The organism is Neobacillus niacini NBRC 15566 (assembly GCF_001591505.1).
In the GTDB taxonomy this organism is placed as follows: Bacteria; Bacillota; Bacilli; order Bacillales; family Cytobacillaceae; genus Neobacillus; species Neobacillus niacini.
In genome coordinates this window covers 1-13,668 of the sequence record NZ_BCVA01000020.1, presented here as the reverse complement: position 1 = coordinate 13,668, position 13,668 = coordinate 1, and the positions used below count along the sequence as shown (strand labels likewise).

Annotated in this window: 13 protein-coding genes; 1 reads left to right on the top strand and 12 read right to left on the bottom strand. The window is 36.5% G+C overall.

From position 1 onward, the window contains the following. Positions 1-65: 65 nt before the first annotated feature. The 10 genes from BANA01_RS15375 to BANA01_RS29550 form a co-directional block, all read right to left on the bottom strand. Positions 66-1,400 carry a Na+/H+ antiporter NhaC family protein gene (locus BANA01_RS15375; RefSeq protein ID WP_034674295.1) on the bottom strand — a complete coding sequence of 445 codons (1,335 nt, stop codon included), beginning with the start codon at positions 1,398-1,400 and terminating at the stop codon, positions 66-68. A 144-nt stretch (positions 1,401-1,544) separates the two neighbouring features. Next, complete coding sequence (locus BANA01_RS15370) at positions 1,545-2,174, bottom strand: TVP38/TMEM64 family protein (protein ID WP_052106330.1); 630 nt, start codon at positions 2,172-2,174, stop codon at positions 1,545-1,547. Positions 2,175-2,324: 150 nt separating this feature from the next. Next, a complete protein-coding gene (pepF, locus tag BANA01_RS15365; protein ID WP_034674299.1) occupies positions 2,325-4,112 on the bottom strand; it encodes an oligoendopeptidase F in 1,788 nt (595 codons plus the stop codon). 130 nt (positions 4,113-4,242) lie between these two features. Further along, positions 4,243-4,527 carry a hypothetical protein gene (locus BANA01_RS15360; protein WP_034674301.1) on the bottom strand — a complete coding sequence of 95 codons (285 nt, stop codon included), beginning with the start codon at positions 4,525-4,527 and terminating at the stop codon, positions 4,243-4,245. A gap of 156 nt (positions 4,528-4,683) precedes the next feature. Next, entirely contained in the window at positions 4,684-6,615 is a 1,932-nt protein-coding gene (ltaS, locus tag BANA01_RS15355; RefSeq protein ID WP_063253692.1) for a lipoteichoic acid synthase, read from the bottom strand. A 201-nt stretch (positions 6,616-6,816) separates the two neighbouring features. Next, positions 6,817-8,697: an AlwI family type II restriction endonuclease gene (locus tag BANA01_RS15350; protein ID WP_063253691.1), complete on the bottom strand. Its 1,881-nt coding sequence runs from the start codon at positions 8,695-8,697 to the stop codon at positions 6,817-6,819. An 83-nt stretch (positions 8,698-8,780) separates the two neighbouring features. Next, positions 8,781-9,686 carry a DNA adenine methylase gene (locus BANA01_RS15345; protein WP_063253690.1) on the bottom strand — a complete coding sequence of 302 codons (906 nt, stop codon included), beginning with the start codon at positions 9,684-9,686 and terminating at the stop codon, positions 8,781-8,783. Between the two features lie 8 nt (positions 9,687-9,694). Continuing rightward, complete coding sequence (locus BANA01_RS15340; protein ID WP_235847160.1) at positions 9,695-10,774, bottom strand: DNA adenine methylase; 1,080 nt, start codon at positions 10,772-10,774, stop codon at positions 9,695-9,697. 86 nt (positions 10,775-10,860) lie between these two features. Further along, positions 10,861-11,490, bottom strand: a complete 630-nt coding sequence (locus tag BANA01_RS15335) for a LysE family transporter (RefSeq protein WP_034674318.1) — start codon at positions 11,488-11,490, stop codon at positions 10,861-10,863. Between the two features lie 49 nt (positions 11,491-11,539). After that, positions 11,540-11,713 (bottom strand): hypothetical protein, encoded by a 174-nt coding sequence (locus tag BANA01_RS29550; RefSeq protein WP_157411803.1) that lies wholly within the window; start codon positions 11,711-11,713, stop codon positions 11,540-11,542. A 227-nt stretch (positions 11,714-11,940) separates the two neighbouring features. On the opposite strand from BANA01_RS29550, the gene BANA01_RS15330 reads away from it, so the two are divergent. Further along, entirely contained in the window at positions 11,941-12,453 is a 513-nt protein-coding gene (locus BANA01_RS15330; protein ID WP_034674288.1) for a DUF3231 family protein, read from the top strand. 49 nt (positions 12,454-12,502) lie between these two features. On the opposite strand, the gene BANA01_RS15325 is transcribed toward BANA01_RS15330, so the two are convergent. After that, on the bottom strand, positions 12,503-13,360 hold the full coding sequence (locus BANA01_RS15325; protein ID WP_034674290.1) for a manganese catalase family protein: 858 nt from the start codon (positions 13,358-13,360) through the stop codon (positions 12,503-12,505). A gap of 57 nt (positions 13,361-13,417) precedes the next feature. After that, positions 13,418-13,597 carry a hypothetical protein gene (locus tag BANA01_RS15320; protein WP_034674291.1) on the bottom strand — a complete coding sequence of 60 codons (180 nt, stop codon included), beginning with the start codon at positions 13,595-13,597 and terminating at the stop codon, positions 13,418-13,420. Positions 13,598-13,668: the final 71 nt, after the last annotated feature.

Genomic DNA, 13,668 nt, shown 5'->3' with positions numbered 1-13,668 from the left:
TTTAATGTGATCAAATAAAGCAACAAAAAACGCTCTGATCATTAAAAGACCAGAGCGTAATCGTTTTAGCTTACCTTTTCACCTACACGGTTGGCGGCAGTTTTTTCATCCATTTTTGTTGTAAAACGTGGAAATCCCGTTAAAATTGCCAATACTCCACAAACACCTATTAATATTGGGTAATAAGAATAAGTTAATATACTGACTGGAGATATACTTGCAACACCTGCAGCAACAAGTATTTGAGCACCGTAAGGGATTAACCCTTGTATGCTGCAGGAAAAAACATCCAGCAAACTTGCCGACCTGCGAGGATCAATTCCGAACTTACCGGCAATATTTTTCGCAAGTGGTCCAGCAATAATGATTGAAATCGTATTATTTGCAGTTGATAGATCTGTTAAGCTTACAAGTCCAGCAATGCCAAATTCAGCACCTTTTTTCGATTTAATCTTTCTTGTTACGAGATGAAGTAAGTAGTCAATCCCGCCATTATGCTTAATGACTTCCACCATACCAGCAATTAAAATTGCCATAAAGGAGATTTCGAACATGCCTGCTATACCATCGCTCATTTTTTGAATAACTTCCATAAGCGTATAGGTGCCATCGACAAACCCAATTAAACCAGCAAATACAATTCCTAATGTAAGGACAAAAAATACATTCACCCCTGCCAACGCAAAAATCAGCACACCCAGATAGGGCAGAATCTTGATCAAATCAAACGATTGCTGATTGATATTTGCTTGTTCGCCCATTGTTAATACCGAAAGGATGATACACGTAATAATGGCTGCTGGAAGGACAATAAGGAAATTCACCTTAAACTTATCTTTCATTTTTGTCCCCTGCGTCCTTACAGCCGCAATGGTCGTATCCGAAATAAATGACAAGTTATCACCAAACATTGCACCGCCGATAACGGCTGCCATGGATAGTGGAAGAGATATATCCGTTTGCCCGCTAATACCAACTCCAATTGGTGCCAGCGCTACAATTGTTCCCATACTAGTCCCCATTGACAAGGAAATAAAACATGCGATGACAAAAATTCCAACCATTAAGAGATTTTGAGGTACGATTGATAGTGCCAGATTGACAGTGGAATCAACTGCACCCATTCCCTTTGCAGTTTCGGAAAAAGCACCAGCTAGCAGGAAGATCAGCACCATTAACATAATATTGGACTCTCCTGCACCTCTTGTGAAAATTTCCACCTTCAGATTAAATGATTCTTTCCTATTCATTGTTAGTGCTACTGCTGCTGCGATCACAATCGCAACAAGGACTGGAAATTTATAAAAATCGCCCGAGATGATTCCGGACCCGATAAATAATACTAAAAATACTGCAAAAGGAATAAGCGCCCATGGATTCCCTTTTCTGCTTGTACTCATGGAAAACACTCCTCTCTATTTCTTCAAATAAAAAAACCTCTTCTTTCAAAAAAGAAAAAGAGGTTTTACTATCTAATTTTGCACGCAATTATTAGGGTACAATAATTTTTATCATTGTGCAAGGTGTGAAATTGAATTGTACAGTTAATTTACTTGCTTTCTTGTTTTCTGTTTTTTCCTAATACGATAAAAGACAACGACTCCAACTAGGACCAGTACAATCCCAAGAAGGATATTTTGCTCCGTATTGCCCTCCATTAAACCAGCAGGTATCAGTGATAACACAAAGAAGAAGATTAGATTACCAAATATAGTCCCCACCATAAAATGTTTAAATTTAATGGAACTTAAGCCACTGAGAATATTGATTAAGCTTGTTGGAACGAATGGGATAATACGGGCTTGGAAAACAAAGAGCAGCCCATTTTGCTCCATCTTTGATAATAATTCTGGATTCGTTTTTTTTTGCACCCAATCATTAAAAAAATACCTGCTTCCAAAAAACCAGATTCCTGCAGCAATAATACTTGTAAACCAACTCCACATTAGACCATTAAAGAACCCAAACAAAGCGTAGTTGATGGTGATGATGATAATGAGGGGAATAATTGTAAATGAATTTTGGATCACCATAATGATAAAAGTAAAGAAGAATTTTGAAAATGTAGTATCTTTTAGAGACATGATAATGGAATCTAAATCCCCGTTTCGAAGTAGCCGAAATGTTTCGGTATGATGAATAACTAAAAAAATGATCAATATTATTCCAATCATAGAAACTATTTTTTTCCAAATATTCATCACCTATTTTCATAGTAAGGTAATCTTGTAAGAGTAAAATATATTCCTATCCTTATCATACCATGCGAAAATAATCCGTGATAAAAAAAGATGTCACAAAAATCTGCGACATCTTTTTTAAGCTTATAGTAACGAAAATTCTTCTACAAGCTGGCTAAATTTTTTCATGGCATTTTCTATTGGCAGAGGTGTGGTTAAGTCGACTCCTGTCTTTTTTAACAGTTCAAGAGGATAATCACTGCTTCCACTCTTTAAGAAGTTAAGGTAGGCTTGTAATGTTTCCTTATCTCCATCCAATATTTTGGTTGCCAAATGTATGGCTGAGGCAAAACCTGTTGCGTACTTATACACGTAAAATGGACGATAGAAATGAGGAATTCTCGACCAGCCAAATTTCACTTCTTCATCAAACACCACAACATCCCCATTGTATTCTCTAAACAATGATTCATAAGTTTGATTAAATACCTCGACATTTAAAGGTGTACCCTTTTCTGCAAACTCGTGTGTGATTTTCTCGAATTCCGCAAACATTACTTGTGTGAAGAAGGTACCCTTAAATTGATCGATAAAATGATTCAATAAATGCTTCCGTACCTGAAGGTCCTTTTCAGTATTCAACAAATAATTAATCAATAAAATTTCATTGACCGTAGAAGCTACTTCTGCTACAAAAATACTGTAACGGGCAGTAATTTGTGGTTGGTGCTGTGAGCTTAACTTACTATGAACACCATGCCCGCACTCATGGGCGAGGGTAAATAAGCTATCTAAATCATCTTGATGATTTAATAAGATAAAGGGATGTACTCCGTATATTCCCAAATTATAGGCTCCAGACCTCTTGCCAGGAGTCTCACGGACATCGATATAACGCGCATCCTTGAATTCTTTGAGAATGGATATATATTCTTCCCCAAGTGGAGCCAGGGCTTTTACCATCGTCTCATAGGCTTCCTCGTACGGTATTACTTGTTTCACTCCCTCTACTAAAGGAACGGACATATCATACTGGCGCAATTCATCTAACTGTAGTTTTTCCTTGCGGATTTCAGAATACCTGTGCAGCGGAGCAATATTTTCTTTTGTGGCCTTAATTAGGTTCTCATAAACTTCCTTAGGCACCATATCACCGAATAATGCTTTTTCTAATGCGGAAGGATATTTTCTTATTTTTGCCATCGTAACGTTATTTTTTATCGCGGCAGACAGTGTGCTTGCAATGGAGTTTTTCAATTCAACATATGGTTTGTAATACGCTTTATATGCCTCTCTTCGTTTCTCACGATCTTCATCCTCGATTAGTTTCGAGTACATTCCTCTTGTCAGCTGAACCTTGTCACCGTTGTTATTGGTGACATCGCCAAATTTAATATCCGCATTGTTGATCATTCCAAAGGTTGTACTTGGAGCAGACAGAGCTTCCCCTAATTGTGATAATACTTCTTCCTGGTCTTTACTAAGAACGTGTGTTTTGTAGCGAAAGGATTCATACAAATCCTCCTCAAAGTACTTAAGACCCTCTTCTTTTGCAATATAACTGCTTAAGGTTTCTTTATCTAATCCTAATAAATACGGCATAAAAAACGAAGTTGAAGAGCTTACCTTCACACTAAGTCCTTTAGCACGATCTAATAATGATTGTGAACTTGCATCTCTTGTATCCTCATCCACTCTAAGCATACTGTAGGCATAGACATGATTAAAGGTATAGGATAACTCTTCTCTTTGTTTTAAGTATTCATATAGACTTTTACCGTCCGTTATCGCTCCATCAAATTGCTTTAGCTTTTCCGCCATGTTTTCAACAAGTTGAAGATCGTTTTCCCATTTGGAAATATCGGAATAAATATCAGCAAGATTCCATTTTTCATTACTAGGTACTTCTTGACGGGAATTATATGTAGTCATAGCGCCCTCCTTATTGGCTATCTTTATTAGTAAATATTCAATTCACTCTTGTTCTAGACCTCTCAAATCCAACAGCTTAGGAACGTTAAAAGCACCTAGGTCAGGTGCTTTTACTTTATCTTATTCACCCCTAAATTTCCAATGAAAGAAACTGATTAAATCGATGATTAGCATGACAATGTGGGCACTTGACAGTAATTTCGACATCAACAATTTGTAATGTTCCGTTGTTAGCCAAACTCTTTTTAAGGACAATGACTTGCTCCGTCACACTTTTACCTTTATAGATTGTTGATAAATCTTCTTGATTCCTTTCTCCACTAACGATTGCAGCATATTCAAAGTCACTGTTACACAGAATACAAGTATTCTTCCCAATTACTACACTATTTGCAGCTGCTAATTGTAAGTTCAAATGCCTCATCTCCCATCTGTCCTACATAGTTTCGACGTTCAAAATAGCGTTTCCTTCTTAAATTTATGTAAGCAAAAAAATTCACTTTTTGGACAATATTATAAAAATATCTAAAAAAGGCTGTTTAGGATTCCCTAAACAGCCTTTCAGATTATACTATTTTTTATTGTAATTGTATTGTGTTCGGTCAATTGGTGTAAAGTTTTCAGGATTATAGAAACGTAATAAGTCTCCATTTACTACCTTATCAGAAAGAGCCAGCTTATTTTCTACGATATTCTGAAGATTCTCTGCCTCTTCCAGCCTTGTTTCATCTATTTCCAAGCCGGTAGTGGAGTCATAGAACTTACCTCCGACTGCGGAAATAGTTGGGCTCATAAAGCTGCCATCACGGAAAGGTACAAGATCATCATGCTGTTCAGATAACAGGTCAGTACCGAACTGAACATAATCTTTTGTATCAATTCCTAACAAGTGAAGAAGTGTAGGCAGGATGTCAATTTGTCCACCGTATTCGTGGTTAACTCCACCCTCCATACCAGGTACGCGAATAAAGAATGGTACACGTTGTAATCCTGCGCTGTCAAAATCAGTAATTTCTTTTCCTAAAACTTTTTCCATTGCTTTATTATGATTTTCTGAAATACCATAATGGTCACCATACATCACAATAATAGAGTTATCGTATAGTCCAGATTCTTTGAGATAATCAAAGAATTGCTTTAATGCCTCATCCGCATAACGAGCTGTCTGGAAGTAGGTATCAACAGATTTATCACCTGTAGTATGTGGAGCAATCGTTGCTTCTTCTTCAGCCAGCGGGTAAGGATAATGATTTGAAACAGTAATAAACTTAGTATAAAAAGGCTGTGGTAATGATTCCAACATTGGGATCGATTCTTTAAAAAATGGCTTATCCATCAATCCATACTCTGCAAGATCATCCGGATTCATATTATAGAAATTTTCGTCAAAAAAGTGGCTATATCCAAACGATTTATAAATTTCATCACGATTCCAGAAACTTCCTGAATTTCCGTGAAAAACAGCAGACGTATATCCATGAGTTGCTAAAATTGCTGGTGCTGCTTGATACGTATTTAATCCTTTTGTTGTAAAAGCAGAACCCTGCGGTAATCCATATAATGAATTTTCAAGGATAAATTCTGCATCAGCTGTCTTACCTTGGGCAGTTTGATGGAAGAAATTATCAAAATAAAGCGTGTTTTGATCCTTTGTTAATGAATTAAGGAAAGGCGTTACTTCTTCTCCATTCAACTTATAATTAATAAGGAAATTCTGCATAGATTCTAGATGTAAATAAATCACGTTCATACCTTTTCCCGCCCCAAAGTATGCAGGGTTAGGCACAGCGTAATTAGATTTTGTATAGTTGATCACTTCAGTTATATCGTCACTATTAGCCATAACTCTCTGTGCTGATGCTTTTGTACTTTTTACCGCGTCATAGATTGTGTAGTTGTACATTCCTAAATATTTGACGATATAGTTACGGTCAAATCCTCTTGTTAACAACTGTGGACGATCACTTTCAGCTAGTCCAAGATTTCCACATGAAATTGCCAATGATAACGAGAATACAGCAGCTACTTTCCTGCGGTTCATATCTTTATACTCAACCTTCACCATTCGGAAAGCAAGTAATACAACTAAAACAATGATATCGATAAAGAATAAGAAATCATAAGGTCTTAAAAGTGTTACCACACTTCCACTAACATCCCCAAAGTTTTGGGTCTGAGTTAAAGTTGGCAGCGTAATAAAGTCATTAAAGAATCTGTAATAAACCACATTTGCAAATAATAGAAAAGATAAAAAGAAGTCAATCACAAGTAATGCAATATATTTTTTTCGTCCTTTAAATAATAAAGCAAAGCCTAAAAAAAGTAGGGATGATCCTAAAGGGTTCACAAATAAAAGAATTTTTTGTAATGTATTTTCGATTCCTAAGTCAAATTGAGTTAATTGCGCCAAATATGTTTTCATCCAAAGAAAGAAAACAGCTAAAAAGAAAAAGCCAATATATTTATTAAAAATTCCCTGACTCCTTTGAATTAAGTTATTCATTTTGTTGCACCTGCCTTTTAGCAAAATATCATTTATTTTTTTATGAGTTTAATAGATTTATAGTATCAAGTAAATATGAACAATCTATGAACATAATCGAAATAAAATAATTCAACACAAATGAGTATTATACGCACAATTTCTAAAAAGTCAAGTTTGATTGCATAGCAAAAAAGACATGTGATTAGCGCACATGTCTTCTTATTGATTACAAAAACTGTCTATATATTGATCAATGGTTGGTATCCATTGGGTTGAATCATCAATTTGCTGAACAGCGATATGGTGTAACGCTGAAAACAAATTCCATAAATCCTTTTGGGAAAATGAACTGCCAACATTTCTTATTTCAAAAATTTTATTGATGATTTTGGCATAGCTTTTTAGTGTTAAAGGAATAATCGCCAAGGTTTGACCCTCAAAAATAGGATATTTCACATTTCCAAAAAAAGTATTGATTGTATCTCTATGCAGTGAAGGCGCTAGAAATAGACCTATTGTCGGCTTTGTCGATTTCTTCGACAAATCTGCTACATGCCTCATGACTGGTTGGCCTTCGTTAATCCATTGATCATGACCTTGCATCATGGTCACTTCACCAACTAATTGAAAGTCCGGATAATCAGCCAATAAGTCTTCTACATTTCCTCTTGCTGTCCAAAGTGGTATTCCATCATCACCGACATTGTAATTAGGTTTGATAAAATTTGCATTTCCAATCGCAACTAAGCTTTCTGCAAATAACCATTCTAAACGTACAGATGGTTTTTGCACCTCTGGAAACTTACGAAAGCTTTGGGTTCTCCCGCTCATCTCTTCTATAGCAATCGAGATTTCTTTTAATTTTAAGAATTGGTCGTTCTTGAACATTTTTAAAGTTCTGGTTGACTGTCTAATCAATTGACGTAAAGATTGTACTGCGTCCGCTAACCTATTGATGTCGGTAAATTTTTCAATATAATCACTATTCCTGACAGCATCTGGCCTTATTTTAGCAATCGCATTTTGTATTCTTTCATGTTTTACATATAGATTATTATATTCAATCCCTAATTGACTAAACGTTTCCCATGGCAGATCTGGGGTTTGTGTGTCACTTAAGTAATTTATATAGTCATCCACATTTTTAAAATTATCAGCCTCTGCTGTGAATTCCTCTGAGATGAAGGCAGCTTCTCTTGTTCTACTAGGTGAGATATCAATATACCGGCCACCGCCACGCAAATAAAGGATCCCCGTTTCACGGAAGTACCTTATCGCAGAATCTGCATAATCACGAAGATTCGACTTTTTCGTTTTGAGGGATTCCTCGCTTTTTGTGTTGAATACCCTCTCAGTAAAATCATTAAAGAAACTTTGTTTGAATTCTTCTCTATCCATTCCGCCCATACTTTTTACCTTAAGTCTATAATCAATAATTTGCTCAATGGTATGAGCAATATTTTTTGCATTGACTAAAGTAGGAATATACATTTTCATTTCATCAAAGGAGATACCTACCGGACGCAAACCTAACTTTTCGGCTCTTTGATTGACCCCTGCTATGACTTTTACGGTTGCTACGAACGGCATAATATTAAAGCCATTTATTTCCGTTGGGTTATCAAGCTGCCATTTTAAGAACATCCTAAGGAACATATTCTCCGTGTTGATCCCTTGTGAAAATGCTTCTCCTAATGGAGTCAACGAGACCTTACCAAATTCATCTCTATTTCGTACAAAACCAAAGTTTGTAAGAGGAGAGAATGCTGTTCTTCCACGAAAGGCATAAATTTTAAATTGATCATCTTGATAGGTTTTATTTTTATAAAAGACGGTTGACATTAAATCGTTAACTTCTTCTTCCGATAAGATATAACTAAAATCTTCTTTTGGTAAAAAACTGCTCACACGCTTTTTCCACACAGGATCCTTACTGTTTGGCTGGTATAAGCCTCGACGAATGGTTTCAAAAAAGAAGTCTTTCTCAAATTCCTCGTCCCTTGTCCTTCCTTGCATAATCCGAACTATTTCTATGTATCCCTGCAACCGGTCAGGAGACCTCAATGTGGTATTGATACTCCAAACGCTATCCCTAACCATAAACACCCCTCCCTTACCCTTCCATTCTAATATAGCTTTTTACATCACAAGAAAAAAGATGTAAAAAAAAGAAGCGCTAATCCTCAATAATTCGTGATTAGCACTTCTCGCTCTAATGAGCCGGTCTGTTTTTTCTTTTGATAACTAGAATTACTGTAATTCATTTTTAGGTCATGTATGTGATAATTGCGCGCCCAATTTTCTAGTATTGTATTTTTCCGATCACTTTTTTCAAGAACATTTGATAGTGCAAACTTTACTTTACGGTAATTTAATGAATCCAATAGCTCTAATAAACTTCTTTCATGTTCTTCTGTCCAGCCATTTTGTTCATTATACGTGGCAGTTGTAATCAGATAGGGAGGATCGGCATAAAGAAAATCACCAGAGCCTAACTGATGGATAGATACCTCACGAAAATCCTTCTCGTGAAATTCAACGTCTCGGATTTGCATGGCTTGCATAAACTGAAACAGATTTTCCCTAACATTGTTATTAAAATCTCTTTTTCCAACTGGTATATTGTATCCGCCCAATTTGTTAAATCTTATTTGATTATTAAATCCAAAGATAATCAACGTGAAGAATTGTAAATCCATGGGAAATTTATTTATCGATTCATTATAATCTTTTCTTAATTGAAGATATTTTTCCTTATTATATAAACCCACTCCGTCGGCACTGTTTGCCTGATAGAAATCATAGCCTTTATTCATCGTATCACTTAATTCATAGTGAGCAACGATTTCTTCGATTCCAGAAACAACGTTTTCATAGGAATGGTTTTTCAGATAATTAAACAGAGATATCAATCGTCCATTGATGTCAAAAGCAAATGTTTTTTGTGAATCGATATTTACTGCAACATTCGCCCCCCCCGTAAAGAGGTCAATAAAAATATTAACGTTAGGCGGAAACAGGTTTGTCAGCTGCGGCAGGAGCTTATGTTTACCACCTGTATAGTTTAAAGGTGATTTAATAAATGTCATTTTTTCACCTATTGTCCAACATGACACACAAAAAGGCGTTCTTGATAATTATCTATATCTTTCAGCCCTGTTGTAAAATGCTTGTAGTCTTGTTCATAGCTAATGGTTTTACCGCGTTTTTCTAGTGATGAAATCATCTCATGATCAGATATCTTGGCGTTTGAACGGCCATCGCCCTTCTCAGCCATATTACTATAAGATACCACGATGAGTTTAGCATTTACGTGTTGAATTAAATCATCAAATGCTTCTGGAGCAGACTTTAAACAATATTTACTTTTGCCATATTGACGGTCTTCAGAACTAATTTTCCTTGCCACTCCTTCGAGTTCCGGCTTTTCCCACATGGCTAAATTTTCTAAAAGATGATAGGAATCAACATATTGTCTTGAATTATAGGGAGTATCTATATAAAGTATGTCTGTATTTATTTCTCTTACCAATTCATTCGCGTCGCGTTGATAGATTTTATTTAATCGATTGGTTTCATTCTCAGTCAAAGCCGGCATGAGCAATGTAATGGGGTTAAACATATCAAGGTTCTTACGGTATGCCTCGTAATGTCCCACCGTATTTGCAGCCTTGTCCAAAGCATACATAAGGGAGGTGAAAAGAATGGAGAATTCTCTGTTGTTCACTTTGCCTGTCTGCTTTAATTCTTCCATTTTGTCACGAACATATCCAACTTTCCGCGCGTTTTCTTTTGTGAAATATTTATCACCATAATTAATGGAAAAGTAGTTATCTTCCTTCACATCTGCTTCATTAAACGTTTGTAAGATAGAAGCTACTTTATTCTTATCAAATGGTTCCGGGGAGAAAAAGGTGTGATAACTGTGAATGTTAGAAAAAAGCAAATCATTTATAATTAGTTCCTTACCTGGTTTATTAAATCGATTTCCGACAACACCCGTTCCGCCAAATAAGTCTGTAAATGAGTGCCACTCTTGAATCGATTTATTGACCACATCTTCTATTAATGGAAGCAACTTTGTTTTCGCTCCTAAATATCTTCGACTGTGGATGGCAAACTCTTTTTTCTCTTCATTTTGCGTATTATTTACTTGGTTTTTGTTCTTTAAAATCATGTCAATCCCCTCTTGTTGTGTTTCCAATAAAGTTTTATTATATTCTATCACAGTACAGGGAGGAAGGTATTAATTTTATATTTTAACTAGAAGAGCGCATTTATCCCCTGATATCCAAAATATAAACCAAACAAAACGAGCGAAGCACCCGAAATGATTGAGATGGCAATTAAACTTTTAACAGTCAGTAACTTTCGAAATCCAGTTGTGAGTGCTGCAACAAATACGTCCCATATGGTCAATCCAAGGAAAATCATACTGCTATAAATTAACAATGATTCAGTCCCGGATGTTTGAGCTGTTTTGGCTAAGACAGAACCATATATCCCCAACCAAAATAAAACAGATAATGGACTTGTAATTGACATAATAAATCCTGTAAAGAAACACTTTATTAATGATTCTTTCTCCCTGCTATAGGTTAGGGTAATGGTATTTGCATTTTTCATACTTTCGACTCCTGAATAGATTAGGATAAATCCGCCGAATAACCATAAGAAAATTTGAATAATCGGGACACCCAAAAATTGAACCATCCCTAAATAAACGAGCAGCATAAAGAATCCATCAGCAACCATTGAACCTGCACCAACTACCCACGCATGCCAAAAGCCATTCTTTATCCCCTTATCTAAACGCGCAGAATTTACAGGACCTATTGGGGCTGCCAGCGTAAAGCCCAAAATTATGTAACTCACTAAAATGCTAATACTCAAAAAAACCACTCCACTCCACCTATATCTCAACTTGTACATTTTATGTAGATTATCCAGACTCATGTCCTAAAATTCTATATTCCTTTTTGACCCGATTACCGATTTTCATTTTTTCGGTCAAGTGGGTGCCTTCTATTTGACCCAATTTCTGATTTTCACTTTTTTCGGTCAAGTGGGTGCCTTCTACTTGACCCAATTTCCGATTTTCACTTTTTTCGGTCAAGTGGGAGGCCTCCATTTGACCCAATTTCCGATTTTCACTTTTTTCGGTCAAGTGGGAGCTTGTCGCAGTTAGTCGACCTGCGAAAGGCATAGATTTTGGCAAACATAAAATAGACGATAATGATAAAAAATTAATGAGAGGGTCTCGAAATGGAAACCCTATTGATGTGCTTCAAGAAAGGTGGCACTGTATTGAATAAATTTACCTACACACTAAGGAGGGCAACGATGGGAATTTTAAGCGGCAACCCTAAAGAAGAGCCTTTACACTATGGCGAAGCATTTGATTTATGGTCTTCATTGTTAGCAGGCAATGGGATGATTGCAGGATATCTAACCATGATAAACCATGCAGGTGATGATGACCTAAAGAAATTATTAATGGAAGCAACTGAACTTTGCCAACAAGAGAAAAAGCAATTGGAAGAGCTTTTAAAAGAAAATGGCATTGGCTTGCCACCTGCGCAGCCAGAACCACCTGAAGCTTGTTTAGAGGATATTCCAGTAGGTGCACGTATTCCGGACCCTGCTATTGCTGCCGGGTTATCTGCTGATATCGCTGCTGGATTAGTGTTATGCAGCCAAATAATCGGTAAATCAATTAGAGAAGACGTAGCGATGATGTATGGGCAAATCCATGCTCAAAAAGCTGCACTGGGAGCAAAAGTCCTTCGTTTAAATAAAGAAAAAGGCTGGCTGATTCCGCCACCATTACATCTAAATAAGCATGGCGATTGTTAATTTCACCACAAAAAAAGGATGAACACATCTGTGTCTCATCCTTTTTACTTTATCTATTTAAATCACTGATCCCAGGGCTATGCTCATTTGGCATTTCAGGCATTACCGGAACTGGATAACCTTGTGGCGGCGGCACTACTTGTAATGTTCCAGAATCTCTGCTTGGCGATTCACCTTGAAATATCGAACCTATCAATGTTTCATCAAGTCTGAAGTTAAATTGAGCATTATGGAAGCCCATTTCTACATACTTACGGCATTCTGGATACTTGTTTATGTCATAGTTCGGTACTGGGAAGATTTTCCCCCAATTCACACCTAATGTTTCAAGAGCCTTAGCGAAAGCGTTTTGGTGTGCATTATCGCGGACAATTAAGAAGGCTAAAGTTTCCCTAAACGTTTTATTAGAGCTCATTTCATAAATCCGTGTTTTTTGTAAGACACCGGTTGATTCTAATACAACATTATCCAATAAATCACTAATTAAGTTTCCATGACTATATACATAATTACCTGACCAAGGGTTTCCTCCAGCATCTACTGGAAGTGAACTTTGAGCTCCCATAATAAAATGATGAGGGTTAGCGTGTTCTTTTACCGCTTCTTCTAATGGAGCACCGTTACTACCTCCGGCTCCAACTGCCTCTTCACCGGACCCATTCAATAGTTGATTGATCGTTGTTTGAACAAGTTCAACATGGCTGATTTCCTCAAGGAAAATCCCTCTGATTAAATCACGGTATTGCTTTTGATTACCTCTAAAGTTTGAGCTTTGAAAGAAAAACTGCATCATTGTGCGCATTTCGCCGAATCTTCCGCCTAATGTTTCCTGAAGAACTTTTGCTGCCGCTGGATCCGGTTTATCTGGAACAATCATATTAATTAGGTCTTCTCTATAGAAATACAAAGTATTACCTCCAAGGTTTGAATTATTACTAAATTAGCTTACCCAAAGGTCCTTCCCTTATTCGAACTCGCCCTCTTTAGGGTCTTCTTGATAATGTTCATTTAAATACGTATTTTCAGTTGTGGCGAAGTTGACTGATAGCAAACTCATTTCCGGGTCCATCCCGTATAAGCCTTTAAAATCCTTGTCAACATTTTTCCCGCTTTGAAATTGTGGTTCTATCTTTTTTTCTTTCATGATTTAACATCCTTTCTCTTTTGATTGTGGTCCCACATAAACTCTATGATGAGGGACTAATCTCATTGGAA

Excerpts from the sequence above, each read along its gene's own strand:
- BANA01_RS15350 (WP_063253691.1), bottom strand. The coding sequence starts at position 8,697 with ATGGTTAGGGATAGCGTTTGGAGTATCAATACCACATTGAGGTCTCCT.
- BANA01_RS15345 (WP_063253690.1), bottom strand. The coding sequence starts at position 9,686 with ATGACATTTATTAAATCACCTTTAAACTATACAGGTGGTAAACATAAG.
- BANA01_RS15330 (WP_034674288.1), top strand. The coding sequence starts at position 11,941 with ATGGGAATTTTAAGCGGCAACCCTAAAGAAGAGCCTTTACACTATGGC.
- pepF (WP_034674299.1), bottom strand. The coding sequence starts at position 4,112 with ATGACTACATATAATTCCCGTCAAGAAGTACCTAGTAATGAAAAATGG.
- ltaS (WP_063253692.1), bottom strand. The coding sequence starts at position 6,615 with ATGAATAACTTAATTCAAAGGAGTCAGGGAATTTTTAATAAATATATT.
- BANA01_RS15320 (WP_034674291.1), bottom strand. The coding sequence starts at position 13,597 with ATGAAAGAAAAAAAGATAGAACCACAATTTCAAAGCGGGAAAAATGTT.
- BANA01_RS15340 (WP_235847160.1), bottom strand. The coding sequence starts at position 10,774 with ATGATTTTAAAGAACAAAAACCAAGTAAATAATACGCAAAATGAAGAG.
- BANA01_RS15370 (WP_052106330.1), bottom strand. The coding sequence starts at position 2,174 with ATGATTGGAATAATATTGATCATTTTTTTAGTTATTCATCATACCGAA.
- BANA01_RS15375 (WP_034674295.1), bottom strand. The coding sequence starts at position 1,400 with ATGAGTACAAGCAGAAAAGGGAATCCATGGGCGCTTATTCCTTTTGCA.